Source organism: Lysobacter alkalisoli, assembly GCF_006547045.1.
Taxonomy (GTDB): domain Bacteria; phylum Pseudomonadota; class Gammaproteobacteria; order Xanthomonadales; family Xanthomonadaceae; genus Marilutibacter; species Marilutibacter alkalisoli.
The window spans coordinates 3,256,040-3,276,430 of the sequence record NZ_CP041242.1 but is presented as its reverse complement, the minus strand read 5'-3'; the positions used below and the strand labels follow the sequence as shown (position 1 = coordinate 3,276,430).

Here is a 20,391-nt window from a genome sequence, read left to right as displayed (position 1 = left end):
GTTCGGATGGGGCGTCGACAGCGTACACGTCGGCAGAGATTGGCGCGGCGGCGGTCGCAGCGGCGAACGGATGACACCTGTCATGCGTACCGGATGGCAACCTCCACTGCCATCATCGGCGTGCCAGCGCGATCCTGCCGACACAGGAAATTCCCGACAGGAGCCCATGCGATGGCTGTCCATGCCGTTATCCCCGCCCGCCTGCATGCCGTGCACAAGGCCTACGGTACCGTGCAGGCGCTGGCCGGCATCGACCTGGAACTGCGCCCGGGGCGGCTGCTCGCCCTGCTTGGGCCGAATGGCGCCGGCAAGACCACCGCGATCGCTTTGCTGCTCGGCCTGCAGGCGGCCGACTCCGGTGCCGTCGAGCTGTTCGGCCGCAACCCGCGCGATATCGCCGCACGCCGCCAGGTCGGGGTGATGCTGCAGGCGGCGGAAGTGCAGGACACGTTGAAGGTGCGTGAGCTGCTCGAGCTGACCCGCAGCTACTACCCGGCCCCGCGCAGCATCGCCGACTGCGTGGCGATGGCCCGCCTGGACGGCCTGATGGAGCGCCGCTACGGCAAGCTTTCCGGCGGCCAGCAGCGCCGCGTGCAGTTCGCGCTGGCGGTGTGCGGCAACCCGAAGCTGCTGTTCCTCGACGAGCCGACCACCGGTCTCGACATCGAGGCGCGGCAGGCGATGTGGAAGGCGATCCGCATGCTGGTTACGGATGGCTGCGCGGTACTGCTGACCACCCACTACCTGGAGGAGGCCGAGGCGCTGGCCGACCGCGTCGCGGTAATCGACAAGGGGCATCTCATCGTCGAAGGCAGCGTGCAGGAGATCCGCGCACGTGTGTCGCAACGGCGCATCCGCTGCACCACCTCGCTGCCGGCGGACGTGATTGCGGCCTGGCCGCAGGTGCGCGAGGTGCGTCTTGAAGGCGAACAGGCATCCGGGTGGAAGCTCGAGATCATCGTCGACGCCGCCGAACCGGTGGTGCGGCGGCTGCTCGCCGATGATGCCCTGTTGATGGAACTGGAAGTGCAGCGCGCCGGCCTGGCCGATGCGTTCCTGGCACTGACCCGCAATGAGGACGCCGCAATGCCGGCGATGAAGGAGGTGGCCTGATGAACGCCATGGTCGAAAGCCGTCATTCCAGCGCACGTGCGTGGTGGCTGGAGGCCCGCTGCGAGATCCTGCGGGTGTTGCGCACGCCAGCATTCGCAGTGCCGACGTTGTTGTTTGCGCCGCTGTTCTACACCCTGTTCGGCGTGCTGCTGGCCCCGAGCGGCAACGGCAGCCCGGTGAGTGGGACAGCGATTTCCGAATACATGCTGGCGACCTACGGCGTGTTCGGGGTAATGGGCGTGGGGTTGTTCGGCTTCGGCGTCAACGTCGCCATCGACCGCCAGCGTGGCCTGCTCGCGCTCAAGCGCGCGCTGCCGATGCCGGCCGGTGCCTGGCTTGGTGCCAAGATCGCCTCGGCGATGCTGTTCGCTTCGGTCTGCTCGCTGCTGCTGGCGGTGATCGCGGCGACGCTCGCCGGGGTGTCGCTGGCGCCGATGCAATGGCTGGGCCTGTTCGCGGTCAACGTGTTCGGCATGCTGCCGTTCTGCGCACTCGGGCTGTGGCTCGGCACCGTGAGCAGTGGCGATGCATCGCCGGCGGTGATCAACATCGTCTACCTGCCGATGTCGTTCCTGTCCGGACTGGTGGTGCCACTGGCTGCGTTCCCGTCGTGGCTGGGCGCGGTCGCGCCGCTGTGGCCGTCGTATCATCTGGGCCAGATCGCGTTGAAGGTGGTCGGCCGCGATGCCGGTCAGCCGTTGTGGTTGCACCTGATGGTGCTGGCCGGGGTTGCGGTGGTGTGCCTGCTGCTGGCGCGTCGGCGCCTGGCCACGGCCGCATGAGCCACCTTCCGCCTGCATCCTCCCATCCGGACGCCTGCCGATGCCCTCCCGCCCCTTGCCTGCATGGTTGAAGCCCGAGCCGGGTTCGGAGGTGGAATGTGCCCTGCGCGAAGGCAGGTCGCCCTGGACCGATGCCATCCACCTGCTGTGGTCGGTGTGGGTGTTCATCACCCCGGCGTTCACGCCGGCCGGCCATGACCTGCGCTGGCTGCTGCTGACGCTGCTCTCCTATCCGCTGTTCGTGTGGCTGTATGCGAAAACGCTGCTGGTCGCGCCGCGGCGGGTGGCCCGATACGCCTACGGCATGGTCGCCCTGTGCCTGGTGCTGTTGCCGCTGTGGTACCCATCCGGGCTGAGCTATTTCGCGTTCGGCTGCGTGATGCTCCGCCTCGGGATTGGCGCTTCGATGTGGGGCTACCTGTTGCGGCTGATGGTGCTGAACGTGCTTGCCATCGGCTGGGCGTTCTACCTCGGCTATCCGTGGATGGCGGTGGCGTGGTTGCCGGTGGTGAGCTTTGTGATCGGCCTGGTGACCCATTTCGAGGCCATCACCAAGCGCAGCAACACTGCGCTACGCATGTCGCATGACGAGGTGCGCCGGCTCGCCGCCCTCGCCGAACGCGAGCGCATTGGTCGCGACCTGCACGACCTGCTCGGGCACACCCTGTCGCTGGTGGCGCTGAAGTCCGATCTCGCTGCGCGCCTGCTCGAACGCGATCCACGTGCCGCGCGCCAGGAGATCGACGAAGTCAGCCGGGTCGCCCGCCAGGCGCTGTCGCAGGTGCGGCGCGCGGTGACCGGCATCCGCTCCGCCGGTATCGCCGCCGAACTGGCATCGGCGCGGCTGCTGCTTGAAACCGACGGTATCGCATTCGACTACCGCGCCGACCTGCCACCGTTGCCGGCCGGACACGAGACCACCCTGGCCATGGTCCTGCGCGAGGCGGTCACCAACCTGCAGCGCCATGCCCGGGCACAGCAGGCCCGGGTCGAACTGCACGAGGTCGACGGCGACGTCGTGCTGCGGGTCGAGGACGATGGCCGTGGCGGCGACATCGTGCCCGGCAACGGCCTGGGCGGGATGCGCGAGCGGGTGGAAGGATTGGGCGGCAGGCTGCGGATCGAGTCGCGGCGCGGCCATGGCACCTGCGTGGAAGCGCGTCTGCCATTGCCGGCGATGGGGCAGGCGATCGAGCAGGCCATCGAGCCGACAATCGAGCCGACAATCGAGGAGGCGCCCGTACCGGCATCCGCAAGAGACGCCGGCTCGGCACTGGACGATGCCGCGACGACGCCCGGGCATTGAGCCGACGGCCCGGAAGCATGCACGATGCAGAGGCCGTCATCCATGATTGCGACATGACCCAGGCATCCGCGACTCCTTCGTCCACCATTCGCGTCGTACTGGCCGAGGACCAGGCGATGGTGCGTGGCGCGCTGTCGGCCCTGCTCGGGCTGGAAGACGACATCGAGGTGGTCGCTGCGGTCGCCGAGGGCGAGGCCGCATGGCGCGCGTTGCAACGGCACGCACCCGACATCCTCGTCACCGACATCGAGATGCCGGGTCTCACTGGATTGGAGCTGGCCCAACGCGTGCAGCGCCATGAACTGAAGACGCGGGTGGTGATCGTCACCACCTTCGCCCGCGCCGGCTACCTGCGCCGCGCGCTGGATGCCGGCGTGACCGGCTATCTGCTCAAGGATGCCCCGGCCGAGCAGCTGGCCGAGGCCTTGCGCAAGGTGCATGCCGGCGGCCGCGCGATCGATCCGGAACTCGCGCTGGAAGCCTGGGGCGAAGCCGATCCGCTCAACGACCGCGAGCGGCAGGTGCTGCGGCTGGCCGGCGAGGGCCTGAGCGCCGGCGACATCGCCCGCAAGCTCAATCTCAAGCAGGGCACCGTGCGCAACTACCTGTCCGAGGCGATCGGCAAGCTCGGCGTCGGCAACCGCATCGAGGCGTTCCGGCTGGCACGGCAGAAGGGGTGGCTCTGATGCGGCCGATCCGGGCGGCACGCGCGATGGAGGCAAGAGTGAAGAAGATACGCGTGGTGAAGATGTTCGCGGCGCTGGTGCCGGCGGTCCTGTTCGTGGCGCTGGCACAGGCAGGCGCACCGATGCCGGAACAGTCGGTGCAGTCGCTGGAAGGGAAACAGGTGCGCCTGCCGGCGGACCTGACGCCATGTCCGGTGCTGCTGGTGATCGGATTCACCCGTGCGTCCAGCACGCAGACCGCGGCCTGGTCGCGTCGACTCGCCATCCACGATGCGTGTGCGACAGGTCTGGTGGTGTATCAGGTGGCGATGGTCGAGGACATCCCGGCGCCGTTTCGCGGCCTGGCGGTGCGCGGCATGCGCAAATCGGTGCCGGCCGCCCTGCATCCGCGGTTCCTGCTGATCGACGCGCAAACACCGCAGTGGAGGGCGCTGGCTGGCTACCAGGACGAGGACGATGCCTACCTCGTGCTGCTCGACAGCGATCGCAAGGTGCTGTGGCGTCACGCCGGAGCGTTGGACCCGCCCGCCGAGGCGGCATTGCAGGACGCCGTTGCCGCTGCGGGCGCGCCGTAGCCAGCTCGTTCGTCCGGCAACGATCGGTACTTCGGTTCAGGCCGCTGCCGTCGCCGGTGTCGTGGCGGCAGTCGCGGCCGTTCCGGCCAGCAGCGTATCGACCAGGGCATCGACCCTGGCATGTGCCTCGGCCACCGAGGCGGCCAGCCGCTCGCCGCCGAACTCCTCGTTCTCCACCGCGATGCTGTGCATGTCGTGGATACCGATGAAGCCCAGCGCGGTGCGCAGATGCGGCTCCAGGTGGTTCATGTGCGCCAGCGGGCCGCCCGCGTCCATGCCATGGCCGCCGCGCGAGGACAACACGACCACGCGCCGCGGCCGGTCGGCCAGCAGCGGCACGTACGGGTCGTCGCCGCGCGAGGGGTCGAACACCACGGTGCGGCCGATGCGCACGATGCCGTCGACCCAGGCCTTCAGCGGCGTCGGCATGCCGAAGTTGTACAGCGGTGCGCCGATCACCAACAGATCGGTGTCGATCAGTTCGTCGACCAGGGCGTTGCTCTCGGCCAGACGCTCGATCATCTGCGCATCGCGCCGGTCGTGCGGGGTGAACTCGGCCCGGATCCAGTCGTGGTCGACCCCTTGCGGCGGCGCGGCGCCAAGATCGCGGTAGCGGATCGGGTCGGCCGGGCGCGCGGCGTGCCAGCGGCTGACGAAGCGGTGGCTCAGGGCGCGGCTGTACGAGCCGTGCGGGTCGACGCCGCGAAGGCCGGGGCGGGCGCTGGCGTCCAGGTGCAGCAGGCGGGTCATCGGATCACCTCTTTGAGTTAGGATCATTGACGGCTCAGGGCCGTGATCCACACGCTATGGCCTGATACAAAAGGCGACAAACGATATTTTTTTCAAGAATGGATGAGTAAAACTAAATCATGAGCCGGCGCCTGCCCTCCCTGTCCTCGCTGCGCGCGTTCGAGGCGGCCGCCCGCCTGGGCAGTGCCAAGCACGCCGCCGATGAGCTGTCGGTGACCCCGGCGGCGATCAGCCACCAGGTCCGCCAGCTCGAGGACGAGCTCGGCCTGGCCCTGTTCGTGCGCCGGCCGCGCCGGTTGCTGATCACCCCGCCGGGCGCGGAACTGCAGCGCGCCCTGACCGGCGCCTTCGGCAACATTGCCGAGGCGGTCGAGCGCGTGCGCACGCCACAACGCCGCAGCCTGACCCTGAGCGCGACGCCGGCGGTGGCCTCGCGCTGGCTGCTGCCGCGCCTGCCGCAGTTGCGTGAGGCCTGCGCCGACCTGGACCTGCGCATCCACGTCTCGCACGAGCCGGTCGCGCTCGACGGCATCGAGGCCGACGTCGCGATCCGCTACGGCCACGGACGCTGGCCGGGGCTGGTGTCGTACAAGCTGTTCGACAACGTGTTCGCGCCGGTGTGCAGCCCGTTGCTGAAGCTGGGCGATCCGCGCGAGCTGCCGCGCCATACCCTGCTGCATTTCGCACCGCCGGGCGCGCGCAGTGCGCCGGTGGACTGGCGGGCCTGGCAGGCGCAGGCGCGGGTGCCCGGCCTGGATGCCGGGCCCGGTCCGGTGTTCTCCGACGAGACCCACACCATCTCCGCCGCGCTCGCCGGGCAGGGGGTGGCGTTGATGAGCCTGGCGCTGGTGGCCGACGAACTGCGCGCCGGCTCGCTGCTCAATCCGTTCGGGCCGGCGCTCGAGGCCGAGCCGTTCCACCTCGTGTACCAGGAAGCGCGGCGCGAGGATTGCTGGCTGGCGACCCTGCGCGACTGGATCCTGGACCTGCCGCCGCTGGAACTGCCGCGCGAAGCGGGATATCAGGCGCGGTAACGCGCCTTCAGCATCGCGAACGCCGAGCGCAGGCCCAGCGCCTCGCCACCGGCGGGACGTCCCGGGCGGGCGTTGTCGCTCCACGCATATACGTCCAGGTGTGCCCACGGCTTGTCGCCCGGCACGAAGCGCTCCAGGTACAGCGCGGCGGTGACTGCGCCGGCCATCTTCGAACCGGAGTTGGCCATGTCGGCGATGTTGCTGGTCAGGTAGCGCAGGTACGGACGCCACAGCGGCATCCGCCAGACCGGGTCGCGGGTGGCTTCGCCGGCGTTGAGCCAGGCGTTGGCGAGGATGTCGTCGTTGGCGAACAGCGCCGGCAGATCGGGGCCGAGCGCGATGCGGGCGGCGCCGGTCAGGGTGGCGAAGTCGACGATCAGGTCCGGCGACAGTTCGCCGGCATGGGCCAGCGCATCGCACAGCACCAGCCGGCCCTCGGCGTCGGTGTTGTCGATCTCCACGCTGATGCCCTTGCGGGTGGCGATCACCTCGCCGGGGCGGAACGCGTTCGGGCCGATGCTGTTCTCCACCGCCGGCACCAGCAGGGTCAGCCGCACCGGCAGCTTGCGCGCCATGACCAGCTCGGCCAGCGCGATCGCGTGCGCGGCGCCGCCCATGTCCTTCTTCATGTTGCGCATGCCGTCGGCCGGCTTGATGTCGAGGCCGCCGCTGTCGAAGCACACGCCCTTGCCGACCAGGCACAGGTGCGGCTGGCCTTCGTCGCCCCAGTGCAGGGCGATCAGGCGCGGCGCGCGGTGGCTGGCGCGGCCGACCGCGTGGATGGCGGGGAAGTTCTGCTTGAGCAGTTCGTCGCCGGTCACGGCCTCGACCTCGGCGCCGTGCTCTTTGCCGATTCCGCGTACCACCGTTTCGAGCTGGTCGGGGCCCATGTCCTCGGTCGGGGTGTTGACCAGGTCGCGCACGCGCGTGCAGGCGGCGAGCACGTCGAAACTCTCGCCGTCGGCAGTTTCGACCACCAGTTGCGCGGGTGCGCGCAGCGGGGCCTTGTAGCGGGTGAAGCGGTAGCTGCCCAGGCCCCAGCCGAGTTCGAGCGCGGCGCGGCGGCTGTTACCAGGCGTGCTGTCCCCAGGCGTGCTGTCCCCAGGCGTGCTGTCCCCAGGCGCGCTGTCATCGGACGCGCTGGCATCGGGCTCCGTGGCCAGCGACCAGCTGCGCGCGGGCAGGGCGAACGGCGCGTGGCCGTAGGCGCAGGGGTCGAGCGGGTCCTCGACGCCAATCACCGCGCCGGCCATTGCACCCTCCGCATCCGGCAACACCAGTGCACTCCCGGCCGAGCCGTCGAAGCCCTGTGCGCCAACCCAGGCCTGCACGGTCGCCGGCTGTGCCTGCAGCCAGTCGTTGAAGCCGCCACGGGTGGTCACATGCAGCGGAAGGGCGTCCTGGGTTTCGGTGGTGAAGGCTTCGGGGAGGGTCATGCGGATTCCAGTGTCGGTGCCGCGGTGGCGGCATGGCTGGTGTCGAGCCAGTCGGCCAGCGCGGCGAGGGTGGTGAATTCGAGGTCGGGGCGGATGTCGGCGTGCGGCCAGCTGGCAACTTCGTCAGCGTCATCCGGCCGGTTGAGCCAGCAGCTGCGCAGGCCGGCGCGGCAGGCACCGGCCACATCCATATCGACGTGGTCGCCGACATGCAGCACCTGTTCGCGCGGCAGGCCGAGGCGATCGCAGGCGGCGTGGAAGATGCTGGGCTCGGGCTTGGCCGCGCCGTGTTCGCGCGCGCCGAGCGAGAACGCGAAGTGATGGTCGATGCCGATCACGCGCAGGTCGGCATTGCCGTTGCTCAGCGCGACCACCGGCACCCGCGCGGCGAGCCGCTCGAGTGCGTGTTCGGCATCGTCGTAGAACTCGACCCGGTTGCGCTCGGCGTAGAACACCTCGAACGCGGCCTCGGCATGGGCCGGATCATCGCCGCTCAGTTCCATCGCCCGCACCAGGCTCAGCTTGCGCAGTCCGGTCAGGTCGTGGAGCAGGCTTGCGTTCTCGGCGAACACCTGTTCGCGCAGGGCGCGCATCTCCGGAATCGGGAACCGCGCCGCGGTGCGCGGGCAGTGCTGGCGCAGCCAGTGGTCGAGCACGCGCTCGATGCGGGCGCCGATCGGCGCGAACGGCCACAGGGTGTCATCAAGATCGAGGGTGATCGCGCGGACGGGGAAAGACATGCATGCCGACATGCCGGCCATTCTACCGGCACGTGCCCGAACTGCGGTGTCGCGTACTGCCGGACCGGCCCCGACGCGGCCGGCCCGGTTTCATGCCGGCCTGCAGTGACTTGAGGTCGTGGCGGAATACATGGTGGCCGAAATGCCGTCGGCAGCGAACCTGGGACGACGGCATCGATGTGAAGGCGGTTACGGGAGTGGGTCCGCGGGAACCAGGATGGTGCGGGTGGGCCGGTTGTTGACGTAGGCGATGCACGTGCCCTGGTTGGCGAACGCGTGCGGATGGTCGAACTTCGCCCAGCCGTCGTTGGTGCACTCGCCGACGTTGCGGGGCGGGCCGCAGCGGCGCTGGTTGCCCGGAATCGACACGCCCAGCGGCCTGCCCGGGGGGTTGATGAACATGTTGTGTTCGATCACGTCCTCGTCTCCGAGGTTGTAGGCTCTGTGGACCCGGCCGTCGGTCTTCTCGAATGCCTCTCCCGCGCTGAACGTCTCGATTTCACCGCACCCATCCTCGACCGTGATCGTGCCCTGCTCGACGACGTTGTAGACATATCCGGGGTGGTAGTGCCAGCCGCCGGTGGTTTCTCCGACCGGGGTCACGAGTTCTCGATAGGTCAGTGTCGCCGGACCGTTCGTCAGCCCGGAGTAGTCGATCGCGCCGTCCGCCCTGTACGCGATGAATCCCGCAAGGGCGATTCCGCTCGTGGCCACCAGGACGCTTGCGCCGATCAACAGTGCCAGCTTGGTCCGCCGGGAGTTACTTGCCGTGCCGTTCATGCCGCTCTCCTCTCTGGTTCGGTCGAATGCCAGCGGTCTCCGGCCGCTGCCGTGGCAGCATTGGAAACCGGAAACCACCTGCGGGGCGGCGGGACGCAGCCCTCATCACCACAAGCGCAAGCAGGGGCCAAATCCGACATCGGGACCGGAAAGAAGGTGCCGCCGAACCGGTGCCGGTCCGGGGTCGAGGATCAGCGGATCGAGGATCAGCGCGCCGCTTCCGGTTGCTGCAGCCGGTGTGCCAATCCGCGCCGGAACGGGTGATCGGCGGCGTAGCGCGCGGCGAAGACGGATTCGGCGGCTTGCCATTCGCGTTCGGCGGCGGCGTGGTCGCCCTGCGCGGCGAAGGCGTCGCCGCGCAGCATCCGGGCCTGGGCCAGCCAGCGATGGCCTGGCGGCAGGCGTACGTGCGGTTGATTGGCGATGGATTCGACGTCGTCGAGGCGGGCGTGGGCTTGTGCGATATCGCCTTGCACGAGCATCACCCGGGTGAGTGTCAGTTGCCCTTCGATCCACATCGGATGCCGGCGCCAGCCGGGGTCGCTCGCCTCGCGATCGGCGTGTTCGATCAGGCCGGAGGGGCAGTCGGGGGCCGGGGCATGCGTGCAGGCGAGGGCGAGCCGGGCGCGTATGACCGGGAGTGACCAATGGGTATCGCCTAGTTCACGGAACACGTGGATCAGGCTGTCGCGCATCCCGACATGGTCACCCTCGACCTCCTGTTGCTTGCTGGACCACGCCGTCAGGATCAGCAGGCCCAGATCGGCGCCTTCGCCGGCCATTGCTTGCAGGGCCGCGCGGATGCCCGCAGCCTCGGTGTGGGCTTCGCGCAGCCGCCCCAGCGAGGTCAGCATGGCCATGCGGTAGCGGCGGGCGGCCGTGTGTTGCCGGCTGTCGGCGCCCCAGTGCTGTTCGGCGATACCGATGGCCATCTCGCATTGGGGCAGGGCCCGCTCCAGGTCGTCGAGCTTCCACCAGTCGCTGCAGGCGGCGAGCGCCAGGTTGAACCGATCCGGCGGATCGCGCAGCCCAAGGCGGTCGAACACGGCGAGCGACGCCATGTGGTCCTCGGCACTGTCGTGCAAACGGCCCAGGGAACCTTTGATCTTGGCGACATTGCCGAGCAGGATCGCGGCCTCGCGGGTGTCGGCGCCTTCGTGCTGTACGCGATGCCGGTATGCCTGTTCCGACAGTGTCAGCGCCTTTTCCGTATTGGACCGTTCATGTTCGGCCAGGGCGAGGTTGGAGTAGCCGATCGACAGGTCCGGATGTTGCGGTCCGAGTTCGGATTCACGCTGGCGTTGCGCTTCGGTGAACAAGGGGATCGCCTCGGCCGGACGACGTGCGTGGACCTGCAGGAGACCGAGGTCGTCCAGTACCTCGGCCAGCGCCACGCCTTCGATGCCATGGCGGCGCATCAGCCGGCGCGCTGCTTCGAGGTCGGCGCGCGCTTCAGCAAGATCCTCCTGCCCCAGACGGGCGCGTCCGCGCAGCGCCAGTGCGCGTGCGGTGAGCGGGTCATCATGACCGAAGACCTGTTCGGCATGTTCGTAGGCACGCTGGGCGAGATCGCCTGCGATCCGTGACTCGCCCATGCGCTCGTAGGTGCGGGCGAACATCACCAGCAGTTCGCCGTACACCTCCGGGTCATGCTGACGGCGGTTTTCCAGGTCGCGCACGCCTCGCGCCAGCACTTCGTCCAGCTTCGGCAAGCTGGTTGCCGGCACGCCCGAGCGCAACGGCGCCAGCATGTTCTCGACGAAGGCCTGCACCGCCTGCGCGCGCGCCGCCTCGGCACGCGCGCGGCGTGCCTGGTCGAGGCTGATGCCGGTCGCGGCGACCAGGGTCACGGTGATCAGCGCCGAGGCCGCGACCGCAGCCTTGTTGCGGCGGACGAAGCAGGCGGCACGGTAGCGCCAGTCGCCGCGCCGGGCCGCGACCGGGCGCCCGGCGCGCAATGCGGCGATGTCATCTCCCAGGGCCTGGGCCGAGCCGTAGCGCAGGGCCGGCTCGCTGCGCATCGCCTTGCGCGCGATGGTGCCGAGGTCGCCGGACAGCAGGCGGGTGAGCGCGCGCGGCGTGGTCGCGCGGGTGTCGGCATCGTCGCGGGTGATGGTGAGGTCGCGCATCGGGTCCGCGCCCGGTGCGGTGCCGGGCAGCGGCCGTTGCCCGCTCAGCAGCTCGACCAGGACCACGCCCAGTGCGTAGACATCGGTCGCGGTGCTGGCCTGGCCGGTGTACTGCTCCGGTGCGGCGTAGCCGGGGGTCAGCCGGCGTAGGCCGGTGCCGGTGCGTTGCGGGTCGCCGGTGTCGGGCTCGAGCAGACGGGCGATGCCGAAGTCGAGCAGCCGCACCTGGCCCTCGCCGTCGACCAGCAGGTTGGACGGCTTGAGGTCGCGGTGCACGACCAGGTGCTGGTGCGCGTAGTGCGCCGCGGCGCAGATGTCGGCGAACAGGTCCAGGCGCGCGTCGATGCCGAGCCGGCGCGCGTTGCACCAGGCGATCAGCGGTTCGCCCTCGACGTATTCCATCGCGAACCACGGCACCCCGTCCGGGGCAATGCCGGCGTCGATCAGGCGGGCGATGTGCGGGTGCTCCAGGCGTGCGAGGATCCGGTGTTCGTGTTCGAAGCGGCGGCGCTCCCGCGGGTCGTAGACGTTCAGTCGCAGGCGCTTGAGCGCGACCTGCTGCACGGTCTCGCCCAACATGCGCTCGGCCAGGAACACGCTGGCCATGCCGCCTTCGCCGATCAGGCGCAGCACCCGGTAGCCGGGCACGTCCGGCAACGCGTCGGCCTGCGCGCCAAGCCAGTCGTGGACGGCGGCCGCGCGCGCCTCCAGGGCCGCCCCGTGGCTGCTGTCTGCATCCAGCAGCGATAGCACCAGGGCGCGCAGCTCGATGTCGGCGCATCGGGCCTGCAGCCAGTCGCGGCGCCGTGCTTCTGGTTGCTCGAGCAGTTCGTCGAGCACGGCGTCCACCTCGGCCCAGCGGCGGGCGAGGTCGGGGTTCATGGTGCGCCCAGCCACTGCGCGAGCAGGGCACGCGCCTTCAGCCAGTCACGCTCGACGGTGCGCTCGGTGACCCCGAGCACGGTGCCGGTCTCGCTCGCGGACAGGCCGGCGAACAGGCGCAGTTCCACCAATCGCGCCAGCCGCGGACTGAGTGCCGCCAGCCGCGACAGCGCCTGGTCGAGGGCGAGCAGTTCCAGCGAATCATCGGCATGCGGTGGCGGCGCGACGACCGGGTCGGCCTGGCGCTTGCCGGCCGTGCGGCGGCGGGCGCGGTCTATCAATATGTGTCGCATCGCCTTGCCGGCATAGGCCAGGTAATGCCGGCGGTCGCCGAAACTGGCCTGCTGATGTTGCGCCATCGCCAGCCAGGCCTCGTGCACCAGCGCCGTGGTGTTCAGGGTGTCGGCGTGCTCGCCGCGCAGGCGTGCGCGTGCGATCCGGCGCAGGTCGGCGTAGATCAGCTCCAGAAGTTGCCCGCCGGCTTCCGTGTCGCCGCGTCGCGACCGTTCGAGCAACTGGGTGATGTCGTCTGTGGCCAGGTTCATGCCTGCCTCGCCGGCATTGGGACGACGGGATGGCTATCGGGCGTCGCCTCCGGATCAACGGCGGACATTGTCTGCTGCGGCCACCGTTGCGCTGGCCCGGGCCGGCGCGTCCGCCGTCCCACGTGGTCACTCCAGCAGCCGCGCCCAGCCGTCCAGATACTCGATGCGTTCCAGCACCAGCTTCACGCACACCAGCAGCGGCACCGCCAGCAGGTCGCCGTACACCATGAAGAGCAGGGTCAGCGAAGCGTGGCAGCTAGGCCGCCGGCACCCGACGCGGCGGCGCCGCGCCGCCCGATGGCGCCCCGGGGGCGGCGGCACTGTCGGTGGCCTGCTTCGCCACGTCGGCGGCTTCGGTGGCGGCGCCTGCGGCGAACAGGCTGGAGATCATCGACACCAGCTTGACCAGGTCGCCGCTTTGCGCGGCGTAGCGCAGCGGTTCCGCGCGGCCGGCGACGAAGCCGGCGACCAGGCCGGCGATCACGATCCGTCCGGGCGTCCAGGCCGAGCGCCAGCTCTGCTTGAGTTCTCCGGCGCAATCGCGCGCCTTTCCGACGCGTGCATCGAGCAGATGTTCACGGCGCTCCACGCGCCGTTGCAGGGTCTGGAACTTCATCGCGGCGTCCCTCCCATGTCGTTGCCGGCGAGGCCGTCTTCATCCGCGCCGTCGGTTTCGTCGCCCAACCCCATCCGGCGCAGTTGGCGGCGGGTCGCTTCCAGGCTGGTGTGGCGCAGGTAGCGCAGGACCATCCAGACCCCCAGCGCGGTCACTGCGATGGAGGTCGCCGCGGTGATTGACAGCGAGGCAAGCCATGACAGCCCCAGCGCCTGCAACAACGCGATCACCGCGCCCATCGCCAGCAGGCAGGCGGCGGCGCCGAAGGCCAGTGCCACGCCCATCCATGCCAGCGCGTGGCCGAGTGCGCTGCGCGCCAGCGACAGGTCGGCGAGCAGCAGCCCGCGCAGTGCCCGCGCGGCATCGGCGGCCGCGCCCAGGCTCTCGCGGCCGGCGCCGCCGATGTCGCGCATCGCCTGCTCGAAGCCGGCCCGCTCCTTCGCCGTTTCGCCGTTGGCGCCCTGTTCCTGTCCTGGCGAGTCCGGCCCCGGGGGCTCCGGCTTCGGCGAACCGTTGGGCTGTCCGTCCTCCGGCCGGGTGCTCTCGTTGCTCACCCGTCGTTTACTTGTTGTTGCTGCTGGCGAGCTTGGCAAGGACGAAGCCGGCCGCGAAGGCCACACCGAACGACGTCAGCGGGCGCTCACGCACCAACTCGGCGGCGCTGTCGATCAGATCGCGGCCTTTTTCCATCAGGGCATCCATCTGCTCGCGCGCGGCGCCGCCGGCCTCCTCGGCGGCGGCCAGCCCAGCCAGCGCGCTGTCGGCCAGATCGGCCTTGACGTTGGCCCTGCCAAGCTTGAGCTCCTCGCCGGCGGCTTCGGCGGCGCTGCGGACTGCATCGCGGGTGTCCTGCGCGGCCTGTTTGGCATGGCTGCCGGCTTCGCCGAGATGGGACTTCAGGTTGTCGGTGGATGTGGGCATGTGGGGTCTCCTTGGGGGTCAGCGTATCGGCAGGTTGCCAGGACGGCCACCGCGCACGACACGAAATACCAACTGTGCCGGAGGCCGTGTGAAGCTGGCGCGGAAACCGGGAAGATCGTCGAAACGGCCGCTGTTCGCGCCGATCACCACGTCGCCGGCGCGCAGACCGTTCTGCGCGGCGCGGCTGCCGTTGGCCACCGACTCGACCAGCACGCCGCTGGCGCCGGCCTGGCGCAGCCGTGCCGGCAACTCGGTGAACACCGCGCCCTGCAGCCGCTCGTCGAGTTCGCCGCCGGCGAGGGTGCGCGGCTGCTCGCGGATCGCCACCGTCACCTGCAGCGGCTTGCCGTCGCGGCGGATGTCGAGGGCGACCCGCTTGCCGACCGGCTGCAGGCCCTCGAAGTTGCGAAGCGATGCCGGGTCGTCGATGCGCTGGCCATCGGCGGCCACGATCACGTCGCCGACCTGCACCCCGGCCGCCGCCGCGGCCGAGCCCGAATAGACCCGGTTGACCAGCGCGCCACGGGCATCGCCCAGACCCAGGCCCTGCGCCAGCCGCGCGGTCACCGCCTGGGCTTCGATTCCGATCGTGCCGCGGATCACCACGCCGTCGTTGCTGATCAGCTGCTCCATGATGCTGCGCGCCAGACCGATCGGGATCGCGAAGCTCAGGCCGATGTTGCCCGCCATGCTGCCGCGCGGATTGAAGCTGGCGGTATTGATACCGACCAGCTCGCCGTTGAGATTGACCAGCGCGCCGCCGGAGTTGCCCGGGTTGATCGAGGCATCGGTCTGGATGAAGTTCTGGTAGCCCAGCCCTCGCAGGCCCGAACGGCCGACCGCCGAGACGATGCCCGAGGTCACCGTCTGCCCGATCCCGAACGGATTGCCGACCGCGACCACGAAATCGCCCACCTGCAGGGTGTCGGCCGAGGCCAGCGGCAGGGCGTTGAGGTCCCGGGCCGCGATCTGCATCACCGCGATGTCGGTATCGGCATCGGAGCCGACGAAGTCCGCCGACAGGGTGCGGCCATCGGACAGGGTCACCGACACCTCGTCGGCGCCCTCGATCACGTGATGGTTGGTCAGGATGTAGCCGCGCCCGGCATCGACGATCACTCCCGAACCCAGCGATTCGTTGATCCGTTCCTGGGTCAGCTCGGGGAACATGCGCTGGAACATCGGGTCGTTGCCGAACGGACTGACCCGCACCCGCTGCTTGGTGTGCACGCTGACCACCGCCGGGGTGACCCGGGCCAGCATCGGCGCCAATGACGGCAAGGGCTTGCCGTCGACCGCAGCCGGCAGCGCACCCACCGTGGCCGGTGCGAGCGCGGCGGCAACAGGCGCTGCGGCGACGGCCGGCGGGCTGGCCCCGGCGGGGGCTTGCAGTGCGTCGCGCATCGCGGTGGCGACGAAGCCGCCGAAGGCAGCGGCCAGGGTCAAAGCGAGAAGCGTCTTGGTTGCGGTCTTCATGGAGTCGGGTTCGGGTACTGGTGCGTGCCCACCCTCGGAGCGGGCTCCTTCGGCATTCAGTCTCGGGCATCGGCCCTAAATCCTGAATGAAACGTGCCCGGATGAAACGCTGCTGCTTGAAGCGGCCGCGCCACTGCCGGTCCCTGCGAGGATGCCGCATCGTACAGCGTGAGGGTATTCACCCATGCCGAATGCCCAAGCGCTCAAACTGCGTGACGGACATCAAAAACCCGTTGACAGCTTCCCGACCCGGGCGTAGCTTGGGCCCCTGCGGCGACACACAACATCTAGTGGTTGTGATCGCGTTGTGAACCCAAGCTGTTGTGAACCCAAGCGTTTACCCGGCTCGGGTCAACCCGTTTCACCACGGGAGCGCGCAGTGACGCAGGCACGGCATTTCGCCCGGTACAACACGACTTTTTTCAGTTTCATCCGCGGCGCGTCCGACGCTGCCGCGGGCATGCGCGTCGGCGGTTGCCGGCCCATGCGGCCATCATCGACACAATCAACGCATCACCTCCGGCCGTGACCCGGCCGGAATCCAACGAGGAGACAGGAACAGCATGAGTACGGTGCGCCTCGAGGCAGTCAAGCCGGCGGCAAGGGACATCCAGTTGCAGCCGGCGTCGCTGGACATCTGGGACAAGAAATACCGGTTGAAGACCAAGTCCGGCGAGGCGGTGGACGAGGACATCGACGCGACCTACAAGCGCGTCGCCAGGGCGCTGGCCGACGCCGAGCCCGATTCCGAGAAGCAGAAGTACTGGTACGAGCGCTTCGTCTGGGCGCTGCGCCGCGGGGCGATCCCGGCCGGCCGCATCACCTCCAATGCCGGCGCGCTGGCACACAAGCCCGCCACCAGCACCATCAACTGCACCGTGTCCGGCACCATCGACGACTCGATGGACGGCATCCTCGACAAGGTCCACGAGGCCGGCCTGACCCTGAAGGCCGGCTGCGGCATCGGCTACGAGTTCAGCACCCTGCGCCCGCGCGGCGCCTTTGTCGCCGGTGCCGGCGCGTACACGTCGGGCCCGATGTCCTTCATGGATATCTACGACAAGATGTGCTTCACCGTGTCCTCGGCCGGTGGCCGCCGCGGCGCGCAGATGGGCACCTTCGACGTCAGCCACCCGGACGTGAAGGATTTCATCCGCGCCAAGCGCGAGGACGGCCGCCTGCGCCAGTTCAACCTGTCGCTGCTGATCACCGACGGCTTCATGCAGGCGGTCGAGGACGACGCCGACTGGCCGCTGGTGTTCCCGATCAACACCAAGGAAAAGTCCGACCTCGACCTCGACAATCCCGAGCAGGTCGTCTGGCGCGACTGGCCCACCCACAAGAACTACATCGTCCGCGACGACGGCCTGGTCGCCTGCAGGATCTACGGGCAGATCCGCGCCCGCCACCTGTGGGACATGATCATGGTCTCGACGTACGACTACGCCGAGCCCGGTTTCATCCTGATCGACCGCGTCAACGAGATGAACAACAACTGGTGGTGCGAGAACATCCGCGCGACCAATCCTTGCGTGACTGCCGATACCTGGGTGCAGACCGCCGAAGGTCCGCGGCAGGTCGCCGATCTGCTCGGCAGCCAATTCCTGGCCCGTGTCGATGGCCGCGATCATGCGACCGGTGTTGAGGGCTTCTTCAAGACTGCCACCAAGCCGGTGATGCGCTTGCAGACCCGCGAGGGTCACGCACTCCGGCTGACCTCCGACCATCGTGTGCGCCGCGTCTCCCACATGACTCGCTGGTCGCTTGAGACCGAATGGTGCGAAGCCGGGCAACTGGCTGCGGGCGATCGGGTCCTGCTCAACAATCACCGTGAAAGCGCCGAATGGGCCGGAGCCTGCAGCCATGAAGAGGGTTATCTGCTCGGCCTGCTGGTCGGCGATGGCACGCTCAAGCAGGATGCAGCTGTGTTGTCGGTGTGGTCGCAGGCCGCCGCGGTCAACGCCAGTGGCAATGCCCCGGTCGCATTGATGGACGAGGCGCTGCGCTGCGCCAAAGCGTTGCCGCACCGTGCCGATTTCGCCGGTTGGTCCGAAGTGGAGGGTCGGGGTGAGCACCGCCTGAAGCTCGCCGCCCTGCGTGATCTGGCGTTCGACCTCGGTATGCGTCCCGGCGACAAGGCCATTACGCCTGAACTCGAAAAGACTTCAAGTGCGTGTTATCGCGGCTTCCTACGCGGCATGTTCGACGCAGACGGTTCGGTGCAGGGCAACCAGGACAAAGGCGTGAGCGTGCGCTTGGCGCAGTCCGATCTGCCTCGTCTTGAGGCCGTACAGCGCATGTTGCTGCGTATCGGCATTGCATCGCGCATCTATCGCGACCGCCGGCCTGCAGGTGAAAGCCTGCTGCCGGACGGCAAGGGCGGGCAGAAGCATTACCCGACGCTGGCCCAGCACGAGCTGGTGATCAGCGGCGAGAATCTGGCTGTATTTGCCGAGCAGGTGGGTTTTGCCGACACCGCCAAGGCCCGTCGACTGTCCGCATTGCAGTCGGATTACCGTCGCCGCCTCAATCGCGAGCGTTTCGTGGCCACGGTCGAAAGCGTCACCGCCGATGGCGTTGAAGACGTGTACGACGTGCAGGTGCCAGGCATCAACACCTTCGACGGCAACGGCCTGCACGCACACAATTGCGGAGAGCAGCCATTGCCGGCGTACGGCGCCTGCCTGCTGGGCTCGGTCAACCTGACCAAGTTCGTGCGCAACCCGTTCACCGACAAGGCCGAGTTCGACTGGGACGAGTACAAGGAGGTCGTCCGCGTCTTCACCCGCATGCTCGACAACGTGGTCGAGATCAACGGTCTTCCCTTGCAACAGCAAAGGGACGAGATCATGCGCAAGCGCCGCCATGGCATGGGCTTCCTCGGCCTGGGCAGCACCGTGACCATGCTGCGGATGAAGTACGGCGACGCCGGCTCGTGCGAGTTCACCGAGCGCATCGCGAAGGAAATGGCCATCGCCGGTTGGGAAATGGGCCTGGAGCTGGCCCGCGAGAAGGGTCCGGCGCCGATCATGGTCGAGAACTTCGAAGTCACCGCCGAGATGCTGCGCAAACGCCCGGAGATGAAGAAGGATGGCTGGAAGATCGGCAAGCAGATCCCCGGCAGGGTGCTGCACGCGCGCTACAGCCGCTACATGCAGCGCGTGGCAGAGGTCGCGCCGGAGCTGGTCGAGCAGCTGGCCGACGTCGGCAGCCGCTTCACCCACCACAGCTCGATCGCGCCGACCGGCACCATCTCGCTGAGCCTGGCCAACAACGCCTCCAACGGCATCGAGCCCAGCTTCGCCCACCACTACAGCCGCAACGTGATCCGCGAGGGCAAGAAGTCGAAGGAAAAGGTCGACGTGTTCTCGTTCGAACTGCTTGCCTACCGCGAGCTGGTCAACCCCAAGGCGATGCCGTTCTCCGATGACGCAGTCGCCAAGCTGCCGGACTACTTCATCGCTGCCGACGACGTCACCCCCAAGGCGCACGTCGACGTCCAGGCCGCTGCGCAGAAGTGGGTCGACAGCTCGATCTCCAAGACCGCGAACGTCCCCACCGACTACCCGTACGAGGACTTCAAGGACATCTACACCTACGCCCACAAGCAGGGACTGAAGGGCTGCACCACCTTCCGCTTCAACCCGGCGGCCTTCCAGGGCGTGCTGGTCAAGGAGACCGACCTGGAGAACACCCTCTACCGGTTCGAGCTGGAAGACGGCCAGGTGGTCGAGGTCAAGGGCAATGAACAGATCGAATACGACGGCGAGATGCACACCGCCGCCAATCTGTTCGATGCGCTCAAGGAGGGTTACTACGGCAAGTTCTGACCGCTTCCGGGGCTCGCCGGGAATGTTCCCGGGGCCTCTTGATTGCGCCCGTGGCAGGTATAGCATCGCCATCGGAGCACCGCCCGCCAAAGCCCGGTTCCGGCAGGCGGTCGTGGACCGGTGCTCCAGCAGTTCCAGGCAGTTGTTGGCTCAATCACAAGTTGAAACCGATACGCCCGTGAGGAGGGCACATGAGCAACGGCAATGGAGTCACGGCGACGCTGTCAAAAGCCGCCGACAATGCGATGGACAAGGCCTCCAGCATCAGCGGTGAAATCGCCCACAAGGCCGAGGACGTCGTCAGCACCGTGCGCAGGGTTGCGGCCAAGGCACGCAAGAAGGCGGCCAAGGCGGCCAAGGACGCGGGTTCGGCTGCAAAAGATGCCCGGAAATCCGCCGGCAAGACCGTGGGCAAGGCGAAGAAGGCAACCAAGAAGGCCGTCGGCAACGCGAAGAAGAAGCTGGCCGCCGCCAGCGCCAACGCGAAGAAGGAAGCCGCTGCGCTGAAGGCGAAGAAGGCCGCGAAGAAGGCGGCCCCGAAGAAGGCGGCTCCCAGAAAAGCGGCGAAGAAAGCCGCACCGAAGAAAGCCGTAAAGAAAGCAGCCCCGAAGAAAGCGGTAAAGAAAGCAGTGAAGAAACCGGCCGCCAAGGCGGTGAAGAAGGCAGCCCCGAAGAAGGTCATCGCAAAGAAAGCGGCACCGAAGAAAGCCGCGAAAAAAGCCGCCAAGAAAGCGGCGAAGAAGAAGTAAGCAAGCCCCGAGCCGTAACCCCTCCCTCGCACGCGGGGGAG

18 protein-coding genes are annotated in these 20,391 nt (G+C 68.5%); 8 read left to right on the top strand and 10 right to left on the bottom strand.

Features of this window, described 5'->3' with window-relative positions; genetic code table 11:
* The first annotated feature begins 171 nt into the window (after positions 1 to 171).
* Genes FKV23_RS14580 through FKV23_RS14560 form a run of 5 tightly spaced genes read left to right on the top strand, consistent with a single transcriptional unit; the run spans position 172 to position 4,462 of the window.
* Positions 172 to 1,113, top strand: coding sequence for an ABC transporter ATP-binding protein (locus tag FKV23_RS14580; protein WP_141624509.1), 942 nt, complete (start codon positions 172 to 174; stop codon positions 1,111 to 1,113).
* Positions 1,113 to 1,895: an ABC transporter permease gene (locus tag FKV23_RS14575; RefSeq protein WP_141624508.1), complete on the top strand. Its 783-nt coding sequence runs from the start codon at positions 1,113 to 1,115 to the stop codon at positions 1,893 to 1,895. Before FKV23_RS14580 ends, FKV23_RS14575 begins: the two co-directional genes overlap by 1 nt.
* A gap of 40 nt (positions 1,896 to 1,935) precedes the next feature.
* Positions 1,936 to 3,201, top strand: coding sequence for a sensor histidine kinase (locus FKV23_RS14570; RefSeq protein ID WP_141624507.1), 1,266 nt, complete (start codon positions 1,936 to 1,938; stop codon positions 3,199 to 3,201).
* 53 nt (positions 3,202 to 3,254) lie between these two features.
* A complete protein-coding gene (locus FKV23_RS14565) occupies positions 3,255 to 3,887 on the top strand; it encodes a response regulator transcription factor (protein WP_141624506.1) in 633 nt (210 codons plus the stop codon).
* 38 nt (positions 3,888 to 3,925) lie between these two features.
* Entirely contained in the window at positions 3,926 to 4,462 is a 537-nt protein-coding gene (locus tag FKV23_RS14560) for a hypothetical protein (protein WP_141624505.1), read from the top strand.
* A gap of 36 nt (positions 4,463 to 4,498) precedes the next feature.
* Here FKV23_RS14560 and FKV23_RS14555 read toward each other — a convergent pair whose 3' ends face one another.
* Entirely contained in the window at positions 4,499 to 5,212 is a 714-nt protein-coding gene (locus tag FKV23_RS14555) for an FMN-dependent NADH-azoreductase (protein WP_141624504.1), read from the bottom strand.
* A gap of 119 nt (positions 5,213 to 5,331) precedes the next feature.
* Between FKV23_RS14555 and FKV23_RS14550 the strand changes: the two genes are divergently transcribed.
* Positions 5,332 to 6,246, top strand: coding sequence for a LysR substrate-binding domain-containing protein (locus FKV23_RS14550; RefSeq protein ID WP_244244023.1), 915 nt, complete (start codon positions 5,332 to 5,334; stop codon positions 6,244 to 6,246).
* Here the strand turns inward: FKV23_RS14550 and FKV23_RS14545 are convergent.
* The 9 genes from FKV23_RS14545 to FKV23_RS14505 form a co-directional block, all read right to left on the bottom strand.
* Positions 6,234 to 7,682: a leucyl aminopeptidase family protein gene (locus FKV23_RS14545; RefSeq protein ID WP_141624502.1), complete on the bottom strand. Its 1,449-nt coding sequence runs from the start codon at positions 7,680 to 7,682 to the stop codon at positions 6,234 to 6,236. The genes FKV23_RS14550 and FKV23_RS14545 overlap by 13 nt on opposite strands.
* Entirely contained in the window at positions 7,679 to 8,422 is a 744-nt protein-coding gene (locus FKV23_RS14540; protein WP_141624501.1) for an HAD family hydrolase, read from the bottom strand. Before FKV23_RS14540 ends, FKV23_RS14545 begins: the two co-directional genes overlap by 4 nt.
* 189 nt (positions 8,423 to 8,611) lie before the next feature.
* On the bottom strand, positions 8,612 to 9,202 hold the full coding sequence (locus FKV23_RS14535; protein WP_141624500.1) for a cupin domain-containing protein: 591 nt from the start codon (positions 9,200 to 9,202) through the stop codon (positions 8,612 to 8,614).
* 206 nt (positions 9,203 to 9,408) lie between these two features.
* Positions 9,409 to 12,213 (bottom strand): serine/threonine-protein kinase, encoded by a 2,805-nt coding sequence (locus FKV23_RS14530; RefSeq protein ID WP_141624499.1) that lies wholly within the window; start codon positions 12,211 to 12,213, stop codon positions 9,409 to 9,411.
* Complete coding sequence (locus FKV23_RS14525; protein WP_141624498.1) at positions 12,210 to 12,758, bottom strand: ECF-type sigma factor; 549 nt, start codon at positions 12,756 to 12,758, stop codon at positions 12,210 to 12,212. Before FKV23_RS14525 ends, FKV23_RS14530 begins: the two co-directional genes overlap by 4 nt.
* Positions 12,759 to 13,014: 256 nt before the next feature.
* Positions 13,015 to 13,374, bottom strand: a complete 360-nt coding sequence (locus FKV23_RS14520) for a hypothetical protein (protein WP_141624497.1) — start codon at positions 13,372 to 13,374, stop codon at positions 13,015 to 13,017.
* Positions 13,371 to 13,928: a phage holin family protein gene (locus FKV23_RS14515; protein WP_244244022.1), complete on the bottom strand. Its 558-nt coding sequence runs from the start codon at positions 13,926 to 13,928 to the stop codon at positions 13,371 to 13,373. The genes FKV23_RS14520 and FKV23_RS14515 overlap by 4 nt, the downstream gene beginning before the upstream one ends.
* 7 nt (positions 13,929 to 13,935) lie before the next feature.
* A complete protein-coding gene (locus tag FKV23_RS14510; RefSeq protein WP_141624496.1) occupies positions 13,936 to 14,295 on the bottom strand; it encodes a hypothetical protein in 360 nt (119 codons plus the stop codon).
* Between the two features lie 18 nt (positions 14,296 to 14,313).
* Entirely contained in the window at positions 14,314 to 15,771 is a 1,458-nt protein-coding gene (locus FKV23_RS14505) for a trypsin-like peptidase domain-containing protein (protein ID WP_141624495.1), read from the bottom strand.
* Positions 15,772 to 16,334: 563 nt separating this feature from the next.
* Here FKV23_RS14505 and FKV23_RS14500 point away from each other — a divergent pair.
* Both FKV23_RS14500 and FKV23_RS14495 read left to right on the top strand, forming a co-directional pair.
* The gene (locus tag FKV23_RS14500) at positions 16,335 to 19,601 is read left to right on the top strand and encodes an LAGLIDADG family homing endonuclease (protein WP_141624494.1); all 3,267 of its coding nucleotides are present in this window, start codon (positions 16,335 to 16,337) and stop codon (positions 19,599 to 19,601) included.
* A 191-nt stretch (positions 19,602 to 19,792) separates the two neighbouring features.
* Positions 19,793 to 20,350: a hypothetical protein gene (locus FKV23_RS14495; RefSeq protein ID WP_141624493.1), complete on the top strand. Its 558-nt coding sequence runs from the start codon at positions 19,793 to 19,795 to the stop codon at positions 20,348 to 20,350.
* Positions 20,351 to 20,391 lie beyond the last annotated feature (41 nt).

Coding starts and splice junctions, on each gene's coding strand:
- FKV23_RS14580 (WP_141624509.1), top strand. CDS start 172: ATGGCTGTCCATGCCGTTATCCCCGCCCGCCTGCATGCCGTGCACAAG.
- FKV23_RS14575 (WP_141624508.1), top strand. CDS start 1,113: ATGAACGCCATGGTCGAAAGCCGTCATTCCAGCGCACGTGCGTGGTGG.
- FKV23_RS14570 (WP_141624507.1), top strand. CDS start 1,936: ATGCCCTCCCGCCCCTTGCCTGCATGGTTGAAGCCCGAGCCGGGTTCG.
- FKV23_RS14565 (WP_141624506.1), top strand. CDS start 3,255: ATGACCCAGGCATCCGCGACTCCTTCGTCCACCATTCGCGTCGTACTG.
- FKV23_RS14555 (WP_141624504.1), bottom strand. CDS start 5,212: ATGACCCGCCTGCTGCACCTGGACGCCAGCGCCCGCCCCGGCCTTCGC.
- FKV23_RS14550 (WP_244244023.1), top strand. CDS start 5,332: ATGAGCCGGCGCCTGCCCTCCCTGTCCTCGCTGCGCGCGTTCGAGGCG.
- FKV23_RS14545 (WP_141624502.1), bottom strand. CDS start 7,682: ATGACCCTCCCCGAAGCCTTCACCACCGAAACCCAGGACGCCCTTCCG.
- FKV23_RS14540 (WP_141624501.1), bottom strand. CDS start 8,422: ATGTCTTTCCCCGTCCGCGCGATCACCCTCGATCTTGATGACACCCTG.
- FKV23_RS14535 (WP_141624500.1), bottom strand. CDS start 9,202: ATGAACGGCACGGCAAGTAACTCCCGGCGGACCAAGCTGGCACTGTTG.
- FKV23_RS14530 (WP_141624499.1), bottom strand. CDS start 12,213: ATGAACCCCGACCTCGCCCGCCGCTGGGCCGAGGTGGACGCCGTGCTC.
- FKV23_RS14525 (WP_141624498.1), bottom strand. CDS start 12,758: ATGAACCTGGCCACAGACGACATCACCCAGTTGCTCGAACGGTCGCGA.
- FKV23_RS14520 (WP_141624497.1), bottom strand. CDS start 13,374: ATGAAGTTCCAGACCCTGCAACGGCGCGTGGAGCGCCGTGAACATCTG.
- FKV23_RS14510 (WP_141624496.1), bottom strand. CDS start 14,295: ATGCCCACATCCACCGACAACCTGAAGTCCCATCTCGGCGAAGCCGGC.
- FKV23_RS14505 (WP_141624495.1), bottom strand. CDS start 15,771: ATGAAGACCGCAACCAAGACGCTTCTCGCTTTGACCCTGGCCGCTGCC.
- FKV23_RS14500 (WP_141624494.1), top strand. CDS start 16,335: ATGAGTACGGTGCGCCTCGAGGCAGTCAAGCCGGCGGCAAGGGACATC.
- FKV23_RS14495 (WP_141624493.1), top strand. CDS start 19,793: ATGAGCAACGGCAATGGAGTCACGGCGACGCTGTCAAAAGCCGCCGAC.